We start from the raw sequence: 20,584 nt of genomic DNA on the forward strand, positions 1-20,584 counted from the left end.
ATTGATGGTTATATGGAGATATAACGGTCAATAACAGAATTTGCCTGGCGGCCGTAGCGCGGTGGTCCCACCTGACCCCATGCCGAACTCAGAAGTGAAACGCCGTAGCGCCGATGGTAGTGTGGGGCCTCCCCATGCGAGAGTAGGGAACTGCCAGGCATCAAATCAGCATTAACCCCGACCGAAAGGCCGGGGTTTTTTGCTTTTTAAAGATTAAAACAGACCATAAGCCGCATATTTTCTCCGTATTACTGCAGTTCTACCCATTCATAGATAAAATCAGCGATCTCCTCTGCATTATTAAGATCCAATACAGGGACAGAAGCGGTGAGCGGCACATCGCTGGCTATAGCAATGACATGCCGATCGATCTCTAATGCTTCAGCTTTATGGCCAGTTTCCTGCCTGAATAAAAGGATCTTAGCCACGGCTTCGTGTTTGAAACCTTCGACCAGAATTAAATCCAGTTTGCGGTTATCCATTCTTGAGGCGAGATAATGTAAATCCAGATTAGGCTCTTCGGGGGTTTCAGTCATTAGTGCCCAGCGCTTCTGGCTGGCAACAATGGTCTGCGCGGCGCCAGCTTTACGGAGTTCATAGCTATCCTTCCCGGGTTTGTCCACATCCATATCATGATGCGTGTGCTTAATGAGTCCGGGCCTGATGCCTTTATCCAATAGCAGTGGGATTAGCTGCTTCAGTAATGTGGTTTTTCCTGTTCCGCTCCAGGCTGAAATAGCCAGTAAAGGCGGCGTTATCCTTTTTTCTGCCATTGTGAAAGCTCATCGAGAGTATTTATATTGGTAAAACAAGCAGCCTGGCCATCAAAAGAGACTGAATGTCCTCCTGCGCTCAGTAAGAAATGCATCACTCTCCTTTCGCCAGCGAGCAGATATTCTCTCAATGGCAAACAAAGCGAATGATGAAGCAAAGCTACGCCGGGGTGATCCCGTAGCCCATCATTTGCCCATATTGCCAACGCGCTCCCACGCGCTTGCCAAAGCCTGCGTGCAACATCGGCAGGAATATTGGGTGTATCGCAAGGGCAGAATAGCAGCCACTCACTTTCAGTTTGTTCCATTACGGCTAACATACCGGCCAATGGTCCCTGGTAACCACTCATTGAGTCCTGAATAACCGAAATCCCGCTTTGCTGATAGATCTCAAGGTTTCTGTTGGCACTGATGACAACATCGCCTACCTGTGGTTTTAATACATTGAGGACGTGCTGGAAAAGTGGCTGGCCGTTAAGCAGGGCTAATCCCTTATCATTGCCGCCCATTCTGCTTCCCCTGCCACCGGCTAGCACAACGCCGGTGACTTCTGTTAATCGCTGCACGAATATCGCCTCTTTTAATGTGGGTTTGAGCCTGCTAACGTGTTGTCTTTCACATGTGATAAGGGACACCAACATGAAATGTAAGCGCCTTAACGAACTTCTTGAGCTGCTTCAGCCTGCATGGCAAAAAGAGCCAGATCTGAACCTGATACAATTCTTGCAGAAATTGGCCGCTGAGTCAGGCTATCGCGGTGAACTGGCTGAGCTCACTGACGATGTACTGATCTATCACCTGAAAATGCGTGATTCTGCAAAAGATGATGCGATCCCTGGCCTTAAAAAAGATTATGAAGAAGACTTCAAAACGGCACTGCTGCGCGCTCGCGGTGTCATTAAGGAATAAAAGAGTAAAAGCTTGTAAGTCGAAACACTTAAGCGGTTTTGAAATGTTATCCTGAAGCATTCGTATTTACTTCCGGTTGCCGGGATGACAGACAACGCATTTAATTTCCAGACCCTACATCCGGATACAATCCTCGATGCTCTTTTTGAACAAGGCATTCGGGTGGATTCGGGACTGACACCGTTAAACAGTTTTGAAAACCGCGTTTATCAATTCCAGGATGAAGAACGCCAGCGTTTTGTGGTCAAGTTTTATCGCCCACATCGCTGGTCCGCGGCGCAAATTGAAGAAGAACATCACTTTGCACTGGAACTGCTAGCCGATGAAGTGCCTATGGCTGCACCTCTTTGTTTTGCTGGAAACACTCTTCTGCAGCATCAGGGCTTTATGTTTGCCGTGTTCCCAAGCCTGGGAGGGCGGCAATATGAAACTGATAACATCGACCAGATGGAATGGGTGGGCCGCTATCTTGGCCGCATTCATCAAACGGGTCGTCGGCAGCTCTTTCAGCATCGTCCAACCTTTGGTCTGGATGAATATCTCTTCCAGCCGCGCGAGCTATTTGAAAATAGCGAGCTTATTCCCCGCGCTCTTAAGAAAGATTTTCTGACTGCAACGGATGCGTTGATAGAGGAAGTTAAACGCATCTGGCACACCGATTTTGAACCACTGCGCCTGCACGGCGATTGCCATCCTGGCAATATCCTCTGGCGCGACGGACCGCTGTTTGTTGACCTTGATGATGCTCGTAATGGCCCAGCGGTGCAGGATATCTGGATGCTGCTTAATGGAGATAAAGCCGAACAGCGGATGCAGTTAGAAACCATTATTGAAGCTTACGAAGAGTTTTCGTCATTTGATACCAGCGAGCTAACCCTGATTGAACCGTTGCGCGCTATGCGCATCGTCTATTATCTCGCGTGGCTAATGCGACGCTGGGATGACCCCGCATTCCCCCGAAATTTCCCGTGGTTTAGTGAAGAAGATTTCTGGAGAAGACAGACTGTAAGCTTTACAGAGCAGGTCCGGGTTCTACGAGAACCTCCATTACAATTAACGCCAATGTATTAATCAGTAAAATTCAGGAGAGAGTTGATTATGAAGAAGATTTGGCTGGCGCTGGCAGGCATGATCCTGGCATTTAGCGCCTCTGCGGCGCAGTTTACCGACGGTAAGCAGTACATCACCCTGGATAAACCGGTGGCTGGTGAACCACAGGTATTAGAGTTTTTCTCATTCTACTGCCCACACTGCTACCAGTTTGAACAGGTTCTTCATGTGTCTGATAACGTGAAGAAAAAACTGCCTGAAGGCACCAAAATGACCAAGTATCACGTTGAGTTCCTTGGCCCATTAGGTAAAGATCTGACTCAGGCCTGGGCTGTTGCTATGGCGCTGGGCGTAGAAGATAAAATCACCTCCCCAATGTTTGAAGCCGTTCAGAAAACTCAAACCGTGCAGAATGATGCCGATATCCGCAAAGTGTTCATCGATGCGGGCGTGAAACCGGAAGAGTACGATGCGGCCTGGAACAGCTTTGTGGTGAAATCTCTGGTTGCTCAGCAAGAAAAAGCGGCAGCCGATCTCCAGCTGCAGGGCGTCCCGGCTATGTACGTTAACGGCAAATATCAGCTGAATATGCAGGGCATGGACACCAGCAGCATGGATATCTTCGTGCAGCAGTATGCTGACACCGTGAAATACCTGGTTGAGAAGAAATAAGATTAAAAAAGCCGGTCATTGACCGGCTTTTTTATCCCCAGAGAGTAGCGTTTCCAGCTGCTTATCTTTCTCGCTCCACAGCATATTCAGCCAGAGCTGAAAACGGCGCTTAAAGCTTTTATCGTTAACATAATCTCCGTGAAGCTCTTCGGTAATCGGCACCAAAGAAACCCGCACAACGATTTTTGTCATTTTGCCTGAAAGCATATCGTAGAACGGCAGAAGACTATTGTCCGGGTAACACAGCGTAACGTTCAGCATCTTATCAAACTGTTTGCCCAGCACATTCATCGCCATCGCTATACCTGCCGCTTTCGGCGGTAACAGGTAGTTAAACGGTGAACGGGTCTGCTTCTTTTTCTCAGCAGTGAAGCGCGAGCCCTCAACGAAATTCACAATAGTGGTGGGGTGAGCACGAAACTTCATGCATGAACGACGGGTCGTTTCGACATCTTTACCCCTGCGTTCAGGATGACGCAGCAAATAAGCTCTTGAATAACGTTTCATAAACGGCATATCCAGCGCCCAGCAGGCCAGCCCCATAAAAGGAACCCAGGCAAGCTGCTGCTTAAGAAAATACTTGTTCATGGGGATATGTTTGCGGAATAACACGCAAAGGATCACGATATCTGCCCAGCTCTGATGGTTGCTGATTAACAGATACCAGTTCTTTTTATTCAGGCCTTCTAATCCCTCGACATCCCATTTCAAATAAGGATTGAGGCGCAGCAGCAATGCGAGCCCTTCGCACCAGCAGTACATCATGAAATCAGCGAATACCGAGATCGAGCGCCAGATAGACGGAACGGGCAGCGTCAGCTTAACGATCCCGGCTAAAATGATAGGAACAGAGCAGGCAACCGTGACCAGAATAGTCAGTGCAATGCTTAACACCAATGTGATCGCGGCGAGTAATCTCGACATAGGTAATGTTTTTGCTGGTTAGGGTGTATGGAATGCTGATATTAGCGGCAATAAGGGGCGGATCTTACCAGAAAACCGATAATGGCGACTCGCCAAATGAACAGGATTTTCACCGTTCGCATTTATGGGGAGAACAGTGGCCCGTTTTTCTTACTCGCCTGAGTATATATCCACATCAAACGATCGTTGGTTAATTCAGTAAGGCTAAACTCACATTCATTTAACTTACTGAAATTAAAATGTATTTAATAAAGGATCAATAAAAATAATGCCGTGAAATTAGTTAGTTAAAAAAATATACACAAAGTTATCCACAAAAACGATCTCACACAGGATCCCCCAATCCTGGAATTCTTTTCAGCATATTGCGCCCAATAGTTCATGTTTTTGGCCAGGCTATGGCATCCTTTAGCAATACATTAATCACAGGCATGGAACGGAACATTATGGTCCAGATCGCAGACAACCCGCTTATCCTCGTTGATGGCTCTTCCTATCTTTATCGGGCATATCATGCCTTCCCACCGTTGACGAACAGCCGTGGCGAGCCAACAGGGGCGATGTACGGTGTGCTGAACATGCTGCGTAGCCTGATTTTGCAATACCAGCCGACGCACGCTGCCGTAGTGTTTGATGCCAAAGGCAAAACGTTCCGTGATGAGCTGTTTGAGGACTATAAATCGCACCGTCCCCCAATGCCGGACGATCTCAGAGCGCAGATTGAGCCGCTGCATGCGATGGTTAAAGCGATGGGCCTGCCTTTACTGGCCGTCTCAGGTGTTGAAGCTGATGATGTTATCGGTACGCTGGCGCTGGAGGCTGAAAAAGCCGGCCGCCCGGTATTGATCAGTACCGGTGATAAAGACATGGCGCAGTTGGTGACGCCGGGCGTGACGCTGATTAACACCATGACCAATACCATCCTTGGGCCGGAAGAGGTACTGACCAAATACGGCGTACCTCCGGAGCTGATTATCGACTTCCTTGCGCTGATGGGTGACTCTTCGGACAACATCCCTGGCGTACCGGGCGTGGGTGAAAAAACGGCTCAGGCGCTGCTTCAGGGGCTGGGTGGGCTGGATACGCTTTACGCCAATCCTGAAAAAATTGCCGAACTCACCTTCCGTGGCGCGAAAACGATGGCCGCTAAGCTGGAGCAAAGCAAAGAGCTGGCCTACCTCTCCTATAAGCTCGCCACCATTAAGACCGACGTTGAGCTGGAACTGGGCTGCGAGCAGCTTGAAGTCCAGCAGCCGGCGGCAGACGAACTGCTGACACTCTTCAAGCAGTATGAATTCAAACGCTGGATAACCGACGTAGAGGCCGGGAAATGGATGCAGGCTAAAGGGGCTAAGCCGGCCGCACAACCGCAGAAAGCCGGTGAGGTTGAAGCCGAACCTGAAGTGCCAGCCAGCCAGCTCTCTTATGACAACTACGTCACTATCCTGGACGAGCACGTATTGCTTGAATGGATTGAGCGGCTGAAAAAAGCACCGCTGTTTGCGTTTGATACCGAGACCGACAGCCTGGACAACGTCAGTGCCAATCTGGTCGGGCTTTCCTTTGCGACAGAACCGGGTGTGGCCTGCTATATCCCCGTTGCGCATGACTATCTCGATGCGCCGGAGCAAATTTCTCGCGAACGTGCGCTGGAACTACTTAAGCCGCTGCTGGAAGATGAGAAGGCGCTGAAAGTCGGGCAAAACCTGAAATACGACCGTGGCATCATGCAGAACTATGGCATTGAACTGCGGGGTATCGCTTTTGACACCATGCTGGAATCCTACACGCTGGACAGCGTCGCAGGCCGCCATGATATGGACAGCCTGGCCGATCGCTGGCTGAAGCACCAAACCATCTCGTTTGAAGAGATTGCCGGCAAAGGCAAAAAACAGCTGACCTTTAACCAGATCGATTTGGAAACTGCCGGGCGCTATGCGGCAGAAGATGCGGATGTCACCCTGCAGCTGCACCTGAAGATGTGGCCGAAACTTGAGAAGGTTGCAGGCCCATTAAGCATCTTTAAAAACGTTGAAATGCCGCTGGTGCCGGTAATTTCGCGCATTGAACGCAACGGCGTGAAAATCGATCCGGCTATTTTGCACGCGCATTCTGGTGAGCTGACTAAGCGCCTGGCCGAGCTTGAACGCAAAGCTCATGAAATCGCCGGAGAAGAATTTAATCTCTCTTCTACAAAGCAGCTGCAAACCATTCTCTTTGAAAAGCAGGGCATTAAGCCGCTGAAGAAAACGCCGGGCGGAGCGCCTTCTACGTCCGAAGAGGTGCTTGAAGAGCTGGCGCTGGACTATCCGCTGCCGAAAGTGATCCTGGAATACCGTGGCCTTGCGAAGCTGAAATCCACCTATACCGACAAGCTACCGCTGATGATTAGCCCGATAACCGGGCGCGTGCATACGTCTTATCACCAGGCAGTTACGGCCACCGGGCGTTTATCTTCTACCGATCCTAACCTGCAGAACATTCCTGTTCGCAACGAAGAAGGGCGCCGTATTCGCCAGGCCTTTATTGCGCCTGAGGACTACGTGATTCTTTCTGCGGACTACTCGCAAATTGAACTGCGTATCATGGCCCACCTCTCCCGCGATAAAGGCCTGTTAAGCGCCTTTGCCGAAGGCAAAGATATCCACCGCGCCACCGCTGCGGAAGTGTTTGGTCTGCCGCTAGAAAGCGTCACCGGCGAACAGCGTCGCAGTGCGAAGGCAATTAACTTTGGTCTGATCTACGGCATGAGCGCCTTTGGCCTTTCCCGCCAGCTCAATATTCCGCGGAAAGAGTCCCAGAAGTATATGGATCTCTACTTCGAGCGTTATCCGGGTGTGCTGGAGTATATGGAGCGTACGCGTGCTCAGGCGAAAGATCAGGGTTATGTTGAGACGCTGGATGGCCGCCGTCTCTATCTGCCGGATATCAACTCCAGCAACGGTGCTCGCCGCGCCGGCGCGGAACGTGCTGCGATTAACGCCCCTATGCAGGGTACTGCCGCCGATATTATCAAGCGCGCGATGATTGCAGTCGACGGCTGGCTGGAGACAGAAAAGCCACGTGTAAAAATGATCATGCAGGTGCACGATGAACTGGTGTTCGAAGTGCACAAAGACGACGTGGAAGCGGTGTCTAAAAAGGTGCATGAGCTGATGGAAAGCAGCATGAAGCTCGACGTGCCGTTGCTGGTGGAAGTCGGCAGTGGCAAAAACTGGGATGAGGCGCATTAATCGACAATTGCTCAGGTCATGTTTTTGTAACTAAGCAACATAAGTCATAGCTTTTTGTGATGATGATTCAAGAATGTGATGCAAAAAGTGAAAAAAAACTACAAAAAATGCTTTTTTGAGCGATTAAAAAGGAGTAAAGTTATTCGCGTAGGGTACAGAGGTAAGATGTTCTATCTTTCAGACCTTTTACTTCACGTAATCGGATTTGGCTGAATATTTAGCCGCCCCAGTCAGAAATGACTGGGGCGTTTTTTATTGCGCGAAAGAAAAGAAAAACGCGGCCAGGGCCGCGTTGTGAACTGAGAGTGAGCAGACGATCCTTGAAGGGACGAATTACTCTTCAGCCGCTTCCTCTTCCACCGCCGGCGGAAGATCGTTGTACCAGCTATCCAGCTTCAGGCGCAGTTTATCAACGCCGGTTTTCTTCAGGGAAGAGAACGCCTCGACCTCGATATTTCCGCCAAACGCCAGAATCGCTTCACGCACCATATTCAGCTGTGCTTTACGCGCGCCTGATGCGAGCTTATCGGCTTTGGTCAGCAGCAGCATGACTTCGATATTGCTGGCTACTGCCCACTCAATCATCTGCTGATCGAGATCTTTCAGTGGATGACGGATATCCATCAGCACGACCAGGCCTTTCAGACTGTTACGCTTTTGCAGGTATTCCCCCAGCGCGCGCTGCCATTTGTGTTTCACCTCTTCCGGGACTTCGGCATAGCCGTAGCCAGGTAAATCTACCAGGCGTTTGCCTTCGGCAACTTCAAACAGGTTGATGAGCTGCGTACGGCCAGGGGTTTTACTGGTACGCGCCAGGCTTTTCTGATTGGTCAGCGTGTTCAGCGAGCTGGATTTCCCCGCGTTAGAGCGGCCTGCGAAAGCAACCTCAATACCGGTATCAGAAGGCAGATGGCGAATGTCCGGTGCGCTGAGCACGAACTTAGTCAGTTGATAGTTCCAGTTTTTCAAAACGGTTGTCTCCGTCAGGTAATCATTTGCCGGGGATTATACCTGAACGAGCAGAAAACGCCGTGTTTCTCGCCAGAAGCAGAAGGCTTACAGCGAAGTGGATTGATTTTGTAAGTCATTTGCTATGGTAAATGGCAGATATCCCGGTGAATATTGGCAACGATTTATTCAAGAGTGCTTTATTTTCAAATAATTAACTGATTAGTTCATTGTGGGGGAAGCCGTGAACGTGGGCGGCCACCTTGTTAATAACAAGCGTAGCGGTAAAGTGAGTGTGTCGGCGAAGGAAGGACAGGGTTGTCTCAAGCTAACATGGAATATTTGCTCCTTTACGGGGGCCAGAATAAGAAAAAGGCGACGGGTTAACCTGTCGCCTTTTTTCTTTGCTTGCTTTCTGCTAGATTCCGCCGCAATTCTATACTGAATAAAATGGCTTAAGACGACTTATCATGAAGCAACCAAACTCGGCACCACAAGGTAAAAAACCGGCAAAAGCACGCCGTAAATCACGCGAAGAGCTTGACCAGGAAGCGCGTGAGCGTAAGCGCCAGAAAAAACACAGCGGCCACGCAGCGGGGAGCCGCGCGAATGGTGGCAATCAGGCGAAAGGCGGCAAATCATCGGGTCAGGCGAAAGACCCTCGCATTGGCAGTAAAAAACCTATTCAACTGGGCGTAACCGATGCAGCACCGGTCGCTAAACAGCACAAACCGAAGAGCGAGAAACCTATGCTAACACCACAGGCTGAGCTGGATATGCTGGAAAACGATGAGCGCCTGGATGGGCTGCTGGAGCGTCTGGAAGCAGGCGAAACCCTTAGCAAGGAAGAGCAGTCCTGGGTGGATGCGAAGCTCGACCGCATCGATGCACTAATGGAACAGCTCGGCATCGCCTGGGAAGACGATGAAGAGGAAGAAGAAGAAAAAGCGGATGATTTGATGCGTCTGCTGAAGGGCGGTAACTGACGTTTACTCCTATGGGATTACCTGTTCTTATTATGGTTATTCCGCTGGTGTGTTATCTGCTGTGGTTATTCGTTAAACTACGGCGGCTGTCGCGGCTGCAGAATTCGCTGCGGCGAAGGGTTATGGCTCGTGGAATGAGCGGGCCAGCTTCGCCTCGTCGGCGCCGGCGACAATACCGCAAGGAGTGAGTATGTCTGAGCAGTTAATCGACTGGGATCTGGCTCTGATCCAGAAATATAATTATTCAGGGCCGCGTTACACCTCTTATCCAACCGCACTGGAATTTTCTGAAGCCTTTGGCGAACCGGCATTTTTGCAGGCGGTTGCCCGTTACCCGGAGCGGCCGCTGTCGCTTTATGTGCATATCCCGTTCTGCCACAAGCTTTGCTATTTCTGTGGCTGCAATAAAATTGTGACCCGCCAGCAGCACAAGGCCGACCAGTATCTCGATGCTCTGGAGCAGGAAATCATCCACCGCGCGCCGCTGTTTGCGGGCCGGCAGGTTAGCCAGCTGCACTGGGGCGGCGGGACGCCAACTTATCTGAGCAAAGCGCAAATAAGCCGCCTGATGGCGCTGCTGCGTGGCAATTTCCATTTTAATGATGACGCGGAACTGTCTATTGAAGTTGACCCGCGTGAAATTGAACTGGATGTGCTCGACCATCTTCGGCAGGAAGGCTTTACCCGCCTTAGTATGGGCGTTCAGGACTTCAATAAAGAAGTGCAGCGCCTCGTCAACCGCGAGCAGGACGAAGCGTTTATCTTCGCGCTGATCGAGCGTGCGCGGGCACTGGGGTTTACTTCCACCAACATTGACCTGATTTACGGCCTGCCAAAGCAAACGCCGGAAAGCTTTGCCTTCACGCTCAAGCGCGTAGCCGAGCTAAGCCCGCATCGCCTTAGCGTTTTCAACTATGCGCACCTGCCGACGCTATTCGCCGCCCAGCGCAAGATTAAAGACGCTGATTTACCGAGCGCGCAGCAGAAGCTGGATATCCTGCAGGAAACCATCGACTCGCTGACGGGGTCTGGTTACCAGTTTATCGGGATGGATCACTTTGCCCGCCCGGACGATGAACTGGCGATTGCCCAGCGGGAAGGCAAACTACACCGTAATTTCCAGGGGTATACCACTCAAGGGGATACCGATCTGCTGGGGCTTGGCGTGTCGGCAATTAGCATGATTGGCGACTGTTACGCGCAGAACCAGAAAGAGCTAAAGCGCTATTATCAGCAGGTGGATGAGCAGGGCAATGCGCTGTGGCGTGGCCTGGCGCTCACGCGGGACGATTGCATTCGCCGCGATGTTATCAAGGCGCTGATCTGCAACTTCCAGCTTAACTTCGCCGACATTGAGCAGGTATGGTCGCTGACGTTTGCGGATTACTTTGCCGAGGACTTAGGCCTGCTGGCGCCGCTGGCGAAAGATGGGCTGGTGGAGGTCAGTGAGCAGGGGATTCAGGTGACCGGCAAGGGACGCCTGCTTATTCGCAACATTTGCATGTGTTTTGATGCCTATCTGAGGCAAAAGGCGCGCTTGCAGCAGTTTTCCAGAGTGATATAAAAAAGGCGGGGTTTCCCCGCCTTCTCTTTTAGCTAAAGAAGCTCACCAGTAACGCGCACATCACCGCGGCTACTGCCGTCTGTGGCGAATGGCCAGCGGCTGCACCAGCTTCGGCGCCGCGCGTGACCATATGAATTACGGATTCCAACATAACTGACTCTCCTGCCTGAACGCGCCCGATCATACTTAACCCGGCGCGGCAGTAAAGTACAAAATAGCAGCAATTTGCGGGCTGATTTGCTTCTTTACAAAATGGCCGAACGTTACTCCATACCCAACTCTTTTAGCTTACGAGTCAGCGTGTTTCGGCCCCATCCCAGCAGGCGAGCTGCTTCTTGTTTATGCCCCTGAGTATGTCTCAGCGCAGTGGTTAGCAGCGTGCGTTCCATTTCCGGCTGAGCCTCGGAAAGCAGATCCTGATGGCCGGAGCGCAACGCTCGTTCCGCCCACTGTGCCAACAGCATGGCCCAGCTGTCCGGGTTAGTCTGCGTGACCCCGCCGCTTTCGGTCACTGTCGTTTCAAACAGCTCGCTCGGGAGATCCTGAATAAGCACTTCCTGACCCGCTGCCATGACCGTCAACCAGCGACAGGTATTTTCCAATTGGCGCACGTTGCCTGGCCAGGCGAGACGCGTTAAGGCGTTTTCCGTTTCCGGATGCAGCAGCTTTGCTTCCACGCCCAGTTCGCGCGCGGCCACTTGCAGGAAATGGCGTGCCAGACGCGGAATATCTTCCCGACGCTCGCGAAGCGGAGGCAGGTGCACGCGGATGACGTTCAGACGGTGGAACAAGTCCTCACGAAACTTGCCTTCCTGTACCCGCTGCTCAAGGTTCTGGTGGGTTGCCGCAATGATGCGGACATCCACTTTTACCGCCGCGTAGCCGCCCACGCGGTAAAACTGTCCGTCGGCCAGCACGCGCAGCAAACGAGTCTGAACGTCCAGCGGCATATCACCTATTTCGTCGAGAAACAGCGTGCCGCCGTCAGCCTGTTCGAAGCGCCCCTGGCGAATCTGGTTGGCGCCGGTGAAAGCCCCTTTTTCATGCCCGAACAGCTCTGACTCGATTAAATCTTTGGGAATAGCCGCCATATTGAGCGCGATAAACGGCGATTTAACCCGTGGGCTGTGGCGGTGCAGCGCGTGCGCCACAAGCTCTTTACCGGTCCCGGATTCGCCGTTAATCAGTACGCTGATGGAGGAGCGCGACAGACGGCCAATAATACGAAACACGTCCTGCATCGCCGGGGCTTCGCCGATGATGTCGGTCGTTGGCCCGTTATCCGGCGCATTTCGCGGCTGCTGCTGTTCCTGATAGTGGCTGATCGCGCGTTCAACCAGCGCTACCGCCTCGTCGATATCAAACGGTTTTGGCAGATAATCGAAAGCCCCTTGCTGATAGGCGCTAACGGCTGCGTCTAAATCCGAATGCGCGGTCATGATAATGACCGGCAGCATCGGGTGGCGCTGCTTAATCTGCTTTAACAGGGCAAGACCGTCCATGCCGGGCATACGAATGTCCGACAGCAACACGTCCGGGGTTTTGGTCGCCAGCGCGTCCAGCACCTCATTGCCACTCTCAAAGGTGGTGCAGCTTAATCCGGCTCCGGTTAACGCGCGCTCAAGGACCCAGCGGATGGAGCTATCGTCGTCAACGACCCAAACTATCCCTCGTTGCATAATGACCTCTACTTCCGAATAGGCAGGTAAACCGAAAATTCGGTATGACCAGGCCAACTGTTGAATTCGATTTTCCCCGAATGCTGGTCGATCAGGCTACGCGCGATGGAAAGACCCAGCCCGGTGCCGCCTTCTCTCCCACTGACCATCGGGTAGAACAACGTGTCCTGCAAATGTGCCGGGATACCCGGGCCGTTATCTTCAATATCTATGCGTGCCGCGAGGCGGTAGCGAGAACCGTGCAGCGTCAGCTGGAAAGCGGTACGGGTTCGCAAGATAATCTCGCCCCCTTCGCTACCCAGCGCCTGCAGCGCATTGCGTACGATATTCAGTAAAACTTGCTCAATTTGGTCAGGGTCGTGCGCAAACTCCGGCAAACTCGGATCGTAATCCCGCACAAGAGTGACGTTATCCGGCAGCTCCATCGACACGAGTTTCACCACGCGTTCGGCAACTTTATGAATGCTTTCGGTGACGTGCATGCCCGGCTGCTGAGGCCCTAGCAGACGATCCACCAGATTACGTAGGCGGTCCGCCTGCTCAATAATGACTTTGGTGTACTCCGTCAGCGACGGGTCGGGGAGCGCTTTACTCAGCAGTTGCGCCGCGCCACGTAAGCCGCCTAACGGGTTTTTAATCTCATGCGCAAGGCCACGAACTAAATCTCGGGCAGCAATCTGCTGCGCGTGTTGCAGCTGTTCCTGACTCAATCGACGCTGATTATCCATCGGCGCCATTTCCATCAGGATGTACCCTTCCGGCAGCTTTTGTGCCGTCAGAGAAAGAATGTGCGATCGGCCATCAATGACCAGCGTTACTTCGTTGTCGGTAAACCCCTGGCCTGCCATCAGGCTTTCCTGCATGACGCCAATATTCAACGAGAAATAACTCAATAGATCCGGCAAAGGTGTGCCGTACAGCTTGCGTGAACTCTGCGCCAGCAGCTGCTGAGCCGCAGGGTTGGCGTAGTGAACCGCCAGCTCGTCATCCACGAGCAGGATGCTGTTGATGAGAGAATTCAGAATCTGCCCAGCATCGGGCAGCGCGCCAGTTGCCATACAGCAGTCTCCGTGCACCGTTTTAGTGCATTATAGTCTTTGAGTGACAAAAAACAGCGTCACAGGAGGATCCGATGGAGAAAAAAGCCCATCCGAAGATGGGCCAAAGTTTCCACGGCAACAAAAAACAACTTCAATTAGACGCTGTAGTACAGCTCGAACTCTACCGGATGTGGAGTCATGCGCACGCGGTCGTTTTCTTCAGTGCGCAGCGCGATATAAGCATCGATAGCGTCGTCGGTGAATACGCCACCCGCCGTCAGGAACTCACGGTCTTCGCTCAGTGCATTCAGTGCTTCTTCCAGAGAGCCAGCAACCTGTGGGATCTCTTTCGCTTCTTCTGGCGGCAGGTCATACAGGTTTTTATCCATGGCTTCGCCTGGGTGGATCTTGTTCTTAATACCGTCCAGACCGGCCATCAGCATCGCTGCGAAGCACAGGTATGGGTTAGCCGCTGGGTCCGGGAAGCGCACTTCGATACGACGTGCTTTCGGAGACGCAACCACCGGGATACGGATAGAAGCAGAACGGTTACGGGCAGAGTAAGCCAGCATAACTGGAGCTTCGTAGCCTGGGACCAGACGCTTGTAGGAGTTGGTGGTTGGGTTCGCCAGGGCGTTGATCGCTTTAGCGTGTTTGATAACACCCCCGATGTAGTACAGCGCTTGCTCAGACAGGCCAGCATATTTGTCACCGGAGAACAGGTTTACGCCGTTCTTGGACAGGGACATGTGGCAGTGCATGCCGGAACCGTTATCGCCAAACATTGGTTTTGGCATAAAGGTCGCGGTTTTGCCGTAAGCGTGAGCCACGTTGTGTACAACGTATTTGTAGATCTGAATTTCATCAGCTTTTTTGGTCATGGTGTTGAAGCGGGTTGCCACTTCGTTCTGACCAGCGGTCGCCACTTCGTGGTGATGAGCTTCAACAACCAGGCCCATCTGCTCCATGGTCAGACACATAGCAGAACGCAGGTCCTGAGAAGAGTCGACCGGTGGCACTGGGAAGTAACCGCCTTTCACCGCTGGACGGTGGCCTTTGTTACCGCCTTCGTATTTGGTGCCGGTGTTCCATGCGCCTTCGATATCATCGATAGCTACGTGGGAGCCGGAGATAGAGCTGCCGAAGCGAATGTCGTCGAACAGGAAGAATTCTGGCTCTGGCCCGAACAGAACGGTGTCTGCGATGCCGGTAGAGCGCAGGTAGTCTTCAGCGCGTTTTGCAATAGAACGCGGGTCACGGTCGTAGCCCTGCATAGTGCCTGGCTCGAGAATGTCACAGCGGATAATCAGGGTAGAGTCCGCGAAGAACGGGTCGATTACCGCCGTCGTTGGGTCTGGCATCAGCACCATGTCGGATTCGTTGATACCTTTCCAGCCACCAATCGAGGAGCCGTCAAACATTTTGCCTTCTTCGAAGAAGTCAGCATTTACCTGATGAGCAGGAATAGTGACGTGCTGTTCTTTACCTTTAGTGTCGGTAAAGCGCAGATCAACAAACTTAACTTCATGCTCATTCAGCATCGTCAAAACGTGTTCAGCGGACATACTTAAACTCTCCCGGATTGGTGTAGTCGTCGTGGTAACGAGGTAATCAAACACTTCTTAATGTGGCTTTTCGCCATAAAATGTTTAAAGCGAAATCTGTGCCAACTTTTAAATCACCCTAAAAAGGCGCTATCATGCGCACCATAGTGCAAAAGGGCTGCACCAGGATGAATAATTTGCACCAATATAGTGCTTCAGTGTGAAACCTGAGCACCATATTGGTGCAATTTACGTTATGGCTCCCTTTTTAGCTCCGTGAAAGCGATCACAAACCCTTACTTTCTGCATTGTTTGTAAAGGTTCTTTGTGATCCTGTTCTGTCCTTCGATTAATACGTGTACAATAACGCGCTATTTCTAATGCCTGAGGCAAAGTTGTGATCGAAAATCTGCGTAATATCGCCATCATCGCGCACGTTGACCATGGTAAAACTACCCTGGTTGATAAGCTGCTGCAGCAATCTGGTACTTTCAGTAACGAACGTGCTGAAGCCACTGAACGCGTGATGGACTCCAATGACCTGGAGAAAGAGCGTGGGATTACCATCCTCGCTAAAAACACCGCCATCAAATGGAATGACTATCGTATCAACATCGTTGATACCCCAGGACACGCCGACTTCGGTGGTGAAGTTGAGCGCGTAATGTCAATGGTTGACTCCGTTCTGCTGGTGGTTGACGCAATGGATGGCCCAATGCCGCAGACGCGCTTCGTAACCAAGAAGGCGTTTGCCCATGGTTTGAAGCCGATCGTGGTTATCAACAAAGTTGACCGCCCTGGCGCGCGTCCTGACTGGGTTGTGGATCAGGTCTTCGACCTGTTCGTTAACCTTGATGCGACCGACGAACAGCTCGACTTCCCAATCATCTATGCATCCGCACTGAACGGCATCGCGGGTATGGATCACAATGATATGGCGGCGGACATGACGCCACTGTACCAGGCCATTGTCGATCGCGTACCGGCACCGAACGTTGACCTCGACGGTCCACTGCAGATGCAAATTTCCCAGCTGGACTACAACAACTACGTTGGTGTTATCGGCATCGGCCGTATCAAACGCGGTAAAGTGAAGCCAAACCAGCAGATCACTATCATTGATAGCGAAGGGAAAACCCGTAACGGTAAAGTCGGTAAAGTGCTGACCCACCTGGGTCTGGAGCGTATCGAGTCTACCGAAGCTGAAGCTGGCGACATCATTGCTATCACCGGCCTGGGCGAGCTGAACATCTCCGACACCATTTGCGACCCGCAAAATGTTGAAGCGCTGCCGGCGCTGTCCGTTGATGAACCAACCGTTTCCATGTTCTTCAACGTCAACACCTCTCCGTTCTGCGGTAAAGAAGGTAAGTTCGTGACCTCTCGTCAGATTCTGGATCGTCTGAACAAAGAGCTGGTTCACAACGTTGCGCTGCGTGTTGAAGAAACCGAAGATGCGGACGCATTCCGCGTTTCCGGTCGTGGTGAACTGCACCTCTCCGTTCTGATCGAAAACATGCGTCGTGAAGGTTTCGAGCTGGCGGTATCCCGTCCGAAAGTTATCTTCCGCGAAATCGACGGCCGTAAACAAGAGCCGTTCGAAAACGTGACGCTGGATATCGAAGAGCAGCATCAGGGCTCCGTGATGCAGGCGCTCGGTGAGCGTAAAGGCGACCTGAAAAACATGAATCCAGACGGCAAAGGTCGCGTGCGTCTTGACTACGTTATCCCAAGCCGTGGTCTGATCGGCTTCCGTAACGAATTCATGACCATGACCTCCGGTACCGGTCTGCTGTACTCCACCTTCAGCCATTATGACGATATTCGTCAGGGCGAAGTGGGTCAGCGCCAGAACGGCGTACTGATCTCCAACGGTCAGGGTAAAGCGGTTGCGTTTGCGCTGTTCGGTCTGCAGGATCGCGGCAAGCTGTTCCTGGGCCACGGGGCTGAAGTTTACGAAGGCCAGATCATCGGTATTCACAGTCGTTCTAACGACCTGACCGTAAACTGCCTGACCGGTAAGAAGCTGACCAACATGCGTGCTTCCGGTACTGACGAAGCGACCACCCTGGTTCCTGCGCAGAAAATGACCCTGGAGCAAGCTCTGGAGTTCATCGATGACGACGAACTGGTTGAAGTGACCCCGCTGTCCGTGCGTATCCGTAAGCGCCACCTGACTGAAAACGACCGTAAACGTGCGGGTCGTGGTAGCAAAGAAGCTTAAGTTTCTTTTCTGCAGTCTGCTGAAGCCCTGCCTGTAAAGGCGGGGCTTTTTTATTTCTGCCTTAGAATGCGCAACCTCGCCTTCCTCTGATAGTCAAAGTCAGCCTTTCCCGCTACAGTTATTTCTCCATGTCGGAAAGGAGGTGCGCATGCTGTATATCTTTGATTTAGGTAACGTCATCGTTGATATCGACTTTAATCGCGTGCTCGGCGTCTGGAGCGATTACAGCCGGGTGCCGTTAGCCAACCTGCAGAAAAGTTTCGCGATGGGAGAAACCTTCCATCAGCATGAACGTGGGCAGATAACGGACGAAGTGTTTGCCGAACGCTTATGCCACGAGATGGACGTGGCGCTGAGCTACGAGCAGTTTGCCGCGGGCTGGCAGGCGATTTTCATTGGCCTGCGCAAAGAGACCATTGGCGTCATGCAGAAGCTGCGCGAGCAGGGGCATCGCGTGGTGGTGCTTTCCAACACCAACCGCCTGCATACGGGTTTCTGGCCTGATGAATACCCGGAAGTGGCGCAGTCGGCCGATAAAATCTACCTCTCCCAGGAAATGGGGATGCGCAAGCCGGACGCGGAAATCTACCTTAAGGTGCTAGAGGAAGAAGGCTTCTCTGCCGATCAGGCCGTATTCTTCGATGATAATGCCGACAATATTCACGGTGCACGAGCGTTGGGCATCACCAGCATTCAGGTGATCGACAAGCAAACTATCCCCGACTGGTTTGCTAAACAAGGATGATTAAAAGCGTGCCCCGTAAAACTGTGCATCGCCTCAGGCCTCTCTGGGCCTGGGGCAAACTGCTGTGGCAGCGTATCGACCAGGACAACATGACGACCCTGGCGGGTAACCTTGCCTATGTGTCATTGCTGTCTCTGGTGCCGCTGGTGGCGGTTGTCTTTGCGCTGTTTGCCGCCTTCCCGATGTTTGCCGATATCAGCGTTCAGCTGCGCCACTTCATTTTTGCCAATTTTATGCCCGCCACTGGCGATGTAATTCAGCGCTACATCGAACAGTTTGTCGCGAACTCCAACAGAATGACGGCGGTGGGGGCCATTGGTCTGATCGTCACCTCGCTACTGCTGATGTATGCGGTAGATAGCGCGTTGAACACTATCTGGCGCAGTAAGCGCGCGAGGCCAAAGGTGTACTCCTTTGCCATTTACTGGATGATCCTGACGCTCGGGCCGCTGCTGGCCGGGGCCAGCCTGGCGATAAGCTCTTACCTCCTTTCTCTACGCTGGGCCTCAGAACTCAACAGCATGCTTGATGAAGTCCTGCGTATTTTTCCTCTGCTGCTTTCCTGGCTTGCGTTCTGGCTGCTCTACAGCCTGGTGCCGACGACCAGCGTGCGGGCAAAGGACGCCATGATAGGCTCGCTGGTTGCCGCGCTGCTGTTTGAACTGGGTAAGAAGGGGTTTGCCCTCTATATCACCATGTTCCCCTCTTACCAGTTGATTTACGGCGTGCTGGCGGTGATCCCCATATTATTTGTCTGGGTCTACTGGACCTGGTGTATCGTGTTGCTGGGGGCGGAAATCACCGCTTCGTTGGGCGACTACCGTAAATTGCAACAGGCTGCAGAGCAGGAAGAACTGGAAGAACAATGATTGCATTAATTCAGCGTGTTACCCGTGCCAGCGTCACCGTGGAGGGTGAAGTGACGGGTGAAATTGGTCCCGGACTTTTGGTGTTGCTGGGTGTCGAAAAAGAAGACAACGAACAGAAAGCCAATCGCCTGTGCGAGCGTGTATTAGGGTATCGAATTTTCAGCGACGAGCAGGGCAAGATGAACCTGAACGTCCAGCAGGCGGGCGGCAGCCTGCTGGTGGTGTCTCAATTTACGCTGGCGGCGGACACGGAACGCGGGATGCGTCCGAGCTTCTCCGGTGGCGCAGCGCCACAGCAGGCTGAAGCCCTTTATGAATATTTTGTCGAGCGCTGCAAACAACAAGGTATCGACGCCCCAACCGGGCGTTTCGCCGCCGATATGCAGGTTTCGCTAATTAATGACGGGCCGGTGACGTTCTGGCTGCAGGTGTAACCCTCGCCATCCGGCTCGCGCAACGAGAGAACAATGTATGTATCACCTTCGTGTGCCACAAACAGAAGAAGAACTAGATCGTTATTACCAGTTCCGCTGGGAAATGTTGCGCAAACCGCTGCATCAGCCAAAAGGTTCCGAGCGCGATGCCTGGGATGCAATGGCGCATCATCAGATGGTGGTCGATGAAGAGGGCAATACCGTTGCCGTGGGCCGCCTCTATATCAATGCCGATAACGAAGCCGCGATTCGCTTTATGGCGGTGCACCCGTCGGTTCAGGATAAAGGCTTAGGGACGCTGGTGGCGATGGCGCTGGAGTCCGTGGCGCGCCAGGAAGGCGTTAAGCGCGTGACCTGTAGCGCACGTGAAGATGCCGTTCCATTTTTTGCCAAGCTTGGCTTTGTGAATCAAGGGGAAATCACCACCCCGCAAACCACGCCGGTACGCCACTTCCTGATGATTAAGCCGGTCGCTACGCTTGATGACATCTTGCATCGGGGCGACTGGTGCGGGCAGCTTCAACAGGCCTGGTACGAACATATTCCTCTGAGCGAGAAAATGGGCGTGCGTATTCAGCAGTACACTGGGCAAAAATTTATCACCACGATGCCGGAAACGGGCAACCAAAACCCGCACCACACGCTCTTCGCGGGGAGTTTGTTCTCGCTGGCCACGTTAACCGGCTGGGGGCTTATCTGGCTGATGCTGCGTGAGCGGCATCTCGGCGGGACGATTATTCTGGCCGATGCCCATATCCGTTATAGCAAACCGATCACCGGAAAACCGGGGGCTACGGCTGACCTGGGGTCGCTGAGTGGCGATCTGGACAGGCTGGCCCGGGGCCGCAAAGCTCGCGTAGCGCTTGAAGTCGAGCTTTACGGCAATGACACGCCCGGCGCGGTGTTTGAAGGCGTCTATCTGGTGCTGCCAGCTAAGCCGTTCGGCCCTCTGGAAGAGGGCGGAAACGAAGAGGAATAGGTTAGGATACA

At 52.5% G+C, this 20,584-nt stretch carries 20 protein-coding genes and 1 rRNA gene; 13 read left to right on the forward strand and 8 right to left on the reverse strand.

The features are described 5' to 3' along the window. The first annotated feature begins 43 nt into the window (after window positions 1-43). Window positions 44-159 (forward strand): 5S ribosomal RNA (gene rrf / locus WFK85_RS19255). An 89-nt stretch (window positions 160-248) separates the two neighbouring features. On the opposite strand, the gene mobB is transcribed toward rrf, so the two are convergent. Both mobB and mobA read right to left on the reverse strand, forming a co-directional pair. After that, entirely contained in the window at window positions 249-773 is a 525-nt protein-coding gene (mobB, locus tag WFK85_RS19260; RefSeq protein ID WP_336709084.1) for a molybdopterin-guanine dinucleotide biosynthesis protein MobB, read from the reverse strand. Further along, a complete protein-coding gene (gene mobA / locus WFK85_RS19265) occupies window positions 755-1,339 on the reverse strand; it encodes a molybdenum cofactor guanylyltransferase MobA (RefSeq protein WP_166995836.1) in 585 nt (194 codons plus the stop codon). Before mobA ends, mobB begins: the two co-directional genes overlap by 19 nt. Window positions 1,340-1,412: 73 nt before the next feature. Here mobA and WFK85_RS19270 point away from each other — a divergent pair, with 73 nt between their 5' ends. The 3 genes from WFK85_RS19270 (at window position 1,413) to dsbA (ending at window position 3,404) form a co-directional block, all read left to right on the forward strand. After that, on the forward strand, window positions 1,413-1,682 hold the full coding sequence (locus WFK85_RS19270) for a YihD family protein (RefSeq protein WP_008457378.1): 270 nt from the start codon (window positions 1,413-1,415) through the stop codon (window positions 1,680-1,682). An 84-nt stretch (window positions 1,683-1,766) separates the two neighbouring features. Continuing rightward, window positions 1,767-2,753, forward strand: coding sequence for a serine/threonine protein kinase (locus tag WFK85_RS19275; RefSeq protein WP_336709082.1), 987 nt, complete (start codon window positions 1,767-1,769; stop codon window positions 2,751-2,753). Between the two features lie 27 nt (window positions 2,754-2,780). After that, a complete protein-coding gene (gene dsbA / locus WFK85_RS19280; RefSeq protein WP_166995823.1) occupies window positions 2,781-3,404 on the forward strand; it encodes a thiol:disulfide interchange protein DsbA in 624 nt (207 codons plus the stop codon). A 15-nt stretch (window positions 3,405-3,419) separates the two neighbouring features. On the opposite strand, the gene WFK85_RS19285 is transcribed toward dsbA, so the two are convergent. Then, entirely contained in the window at window positions 3,420-4,328 is a 909-nt protein-coding gene (locus WFK85_RS19285; RefSeq protein WP_336709081.1) for an acyltransferase, read from the reverse strand. A 446-nt stretch (window positions 4,329-4,774) separates the two neighbouring features. Between WFK85_RS19285 and polA the strand changes: the two genes are divergently transcribed. Further along, complete coding sequence (polA, locus tag WFK85_RS19290; RefSeq protein ID WP_336709080.1) at window positions 4,775-7,561, forward strand: DNA polymerase I; 2,787 nt, start codon at window positions 4,775-4,777, stop codon at window positions 7,559-7,561. Between the two features lie 165 nt (window positions 7,562-7,726). Next, window positions 7,727-7,774, forward strand: a complete 48-nt coding sequence (locus WFK85_RS23660) for a spot 42 RNA, inhibition of DNA synthesis (RefSeq protein ID WP_071892919.1) — start codon at window positions 7,727-7,729, stop codon at window positions 7,772-7,774. A gap of 120 nt (window positions 7,775-7,894) precedes the next feature. Here the strand turns inward: WFK85_RS23660 and yihA are convergent, their stop codons facing one another. Continuing rightward, the gene (gene yihA, locus WFK85_RS19295) at window positions 7,895-8,530 is read right to left on the reverse strand and encodes a ribosome biogenesis GTP-binding protein YihA/YsxC (protein ID WP_008457383.1); all 636 of its coding nucleotides are present in this window, start codon (window positions 8,528-8,530) and stop codon (window positions 7,895-7,897) included. A gap of 449 nt (window positions 8,531-8,979) precedes the next feature. Here yihA and yihI point away from each other — a divergent pair, with 449 nt between their 5' ends. Next, window positions 8,980-9,495, forward strand: coding sequence for a Der GTPase-activating protein YihI (gene yihI / locus WFK85_RS19300; RefSeq protein ID WP_008457385.1), 516 nt, complete (start codon window positions 8,980-8,982; stop codon window positions 9,493-9,495). A 190-nt stretch (window positions 9,496-9,685) separates the two neighbouring features. Continuing rightward, complete coding sequence (gene hemN / locus WFK85_RS19305; protein ID WP_008457387.1) at window positions 9,686-11,059, forward strand: oxygen-independent coproporphyrinogen III oxidase; 1,374 nt, start codon at window positions 9,686-9,688, stop codon at window positions 11,057-11,059. Between the two features lie 28 nt (window positions 11,060-11,087). On the opposite strand, the gene WFK85_RS19310 is transcribed toward hemN, so the two are convergent. The 4 genes from WFK85_RS19310 to glnA all read right to left on the reverse strand — a co-directional run bounded on the left by WFK85_RS19310 (window position 11,088) and on the right by glnA (window position 15,343). After that, window positions 11,088-11,210, reverse strand: coding sequence for a YshB family small membrane protein (locus WFK85_RS19310; protein WP_008457389.1), 123 nt, complete (start codon window positions 11,208-11,210; stop codon window positions 11,088-11,090). A 112-nt stretch (window positions 11,211-11,322) separates the two neighbouring features. Then, on the reverse strand, window positions 11,323-12,738 hold the full coding sequence (glnG, locus tag WFK85_RS19315; protein ID WP_008457391.1) for a nitrogen regulation protein NR(I): 1,416 nt from the start codon (window positions 12,736-12,738) through the stop codon (window positions 11,323-11,325). 8 nt (window positions 12,739-12,746) lie between these two features. Next, window positions 12,747-13,796, reverse strand: a complete 1,050-nt coding sequence (gene glnL / locus WFK85_RS19320; RefSeq protein ID WP_008457392.1) for a nitrogen regulation protein NR(II) — start codon at window positions 13,794-13,796, stop codon at window positions 12,747-12,749. A gap of 137 nt (window positions 13,797-13,933) precedes the next feature. Further along, window positions 13,934-15,343 carry a glutamate--ammonia ligase gene (gene glnA, locus WFK85_RS19325; RefSeq protein WP_336709079.1) on the reverse strand — a complete coding sequence of 470 codons (1,410 nt, stop codon included), beginning with the start codon at window positions 15,341-15,343 and terminating at the stop codon, window positions 13,934-13,936. Window positions 15,344-15,719: 376 nt separating this feature from the next. Between glnA and typA the strand changes: the two genes are divergently transcribed. From typA to fabY, 5 genes are all read left to right on the forward strand, one after another. Then, a complete protein-coding gene (gene typA / locus WFK85_RS19330; protein ID WP_008457395.1) occupies window positions 15,720-17,546 on the forward strand; it encodes a ribosome-dependent GTPase TypA in 1,827 nt (608 codons plus the stop codon). Window positions 17,547-17,694: 148 nt separating this feature from the next. After that, window positions 17,695-18,291: a glucose-1-phosphatase gene (gene yihX / locus WFK85_RS19335; RefSeq protein ID WP_166995819.1), complete on the forward strand. Its 597-nt coding sequence runs from the start codon at window positions 17,695-17,697 to the stop codon at window positions 18,289-18,291. Then, window positions 18,288-19,160: a virulence factor BrkB family protein gene (locus WFK85_RS19340; protein WP_166995817.1), complete on the forward strand. Its 873-nt coding sequence runs from the start codon at window positions 18,288-18,290 to the stop codon at window positions 19,158-19,160. Before yihX ends, WFK85_RS19340 begins: the two co-directional genes overlap by 4 nt. After that, window positions 19,157-19,594, forward strand: a complete 438-nt coding sequence (gene dtd / locus WFK85_RS19345) for a D-aminoacyl-tRNA deacylase (protein ID WP_008457399.1) — start codon at window positions 19,157-19,159, stop codon at window positions 19,592-19,594. The genes WFK85_RS19340 and dtd overlap by 4 nt, the downstream gene beginning before the upstream one ends. A gap of 37 nt (window positions 19,595-19,631) precedes the next feature. Then, a complete protein-coding gene (gene fabY, locus WFK85_RS19350; protein WP_008457400.1) occupies window positions 19,632-20,573 on the forward strand; it encodes a fatty acid biosynthesis protein FabY in 942 nt (313 codons plus the stop codon). The last annotated feature ends 11 nt before the right edge of the window (window positions 20,574-20,584 follow it).

This window comes from Cedecea sp. VD22, assembly GCF_037150195.1.
GTDB lineage: Bacteria > Pseudomonadota > Gammaproteobacteria > Enterobacterales > Enterobacteriaceae > Cedecea.

Coding starts and splice junctions, on each gene's coding strand:
- dtd (WP_008457399.1), top strand. CDS start 19,157: ATGATTGCATTAATTCAGCGTGTTACCCGTGCCAGCGTCACCGTGGAG.
- glnG (WP_008457391.1), bottom strand. CDS start 12,738: ATGCAACGAGGGATAGTTTGGGTCGTTGACGACGATAGCTCCATCCGC.
- yihI (WP_008457385.1), top strand. CDS start 8,980: ATGAAGCAACCAAACTCGGCACCACAAGGTAAAAAACCGGCAAAAGCA.
- polA (WP_336709080.1), top strand. CDS start 4,775: ATGGTCCAGATCGCAGACAACCCGCTTATCCTCGTTGATGGCTCTTCC.
- yihX (WP_166995819.1), top strand. CDS start 17,695: ATGCTGTATATCTTTGATTTAGGTAACGTCATCGTTGATATCGACTTT.
- WFK85_RS19340 (WP_166995817.1), top strand. CDS start 18,288: ATGATTAAAAGCGTGCCCCGTAAAACTGTGCATCGCCTCAGGCCTCTC.
- WFK85_RS19285 (WP_336709081.1), bottom strand. CDS start 4,328: ATGTCGAGATTACTCGCCGCGATCACATTGGTGTTAAGCATTGCACTG.
- dsbA (WP_166995823.1), top strand. CDS start 2,781: ATGAAGAAGATTTGGCTGGCGCTGGCAGGCATGATCCTGGCATTTAGC.
- WFK85_RS19310 (WP_008457389.1), bottom strand. CDS start 11,210: ATGTTGGAATCCGTAATTCATATGGTCACGCGCGGCGCCGAAGCTGGT.
- hemN (WP_008457387.1), top strand. CDS start 9,686: ATGTCTGAGCAGTTAATCGACTGGGATCTGGCTCTGATCCAGAAATAT.
- mobB (WP_336709084.1), bottom strand. CDS start 773: ATGGCAGAAAAAAGGATAACGCCGCCTTTACTGGCTATTTCAGCCTGG.
- fabY (WP_008457400.1), top strand. CDS start 19,632: ATGTATCACCTTCGTGTGCCACAAACAGAAGAAGAACTAGATCGTTAT.
- glnL (WP_008457392.1), bottom strand. CDS start 13,796: ATGGCAACTGGCGCGCTGCCCGATGCTGGGCAGATTCTGAATTCTCTC.
- WFK85_RS19275 (WP_336709082.1), top strand. CDS start 1,767: ATGACAGACAACGCATTTAATTTCCAGACCCTACATCCGGATACAATC.
- glnA (WP_336709079.1), bottom strand. CDS start 15,343: ATGTCCGCTGAACACGTTTTGACGATGCTGAATGAGCATGAAGTTAAG.
- WFK85_RS19270 (WP_008457378.1), top strand. CDS start 1,413: ATGAAATGTAAGCGCCTTAACGAACTTCTTGAGCTGCTTCAGCCTGCA.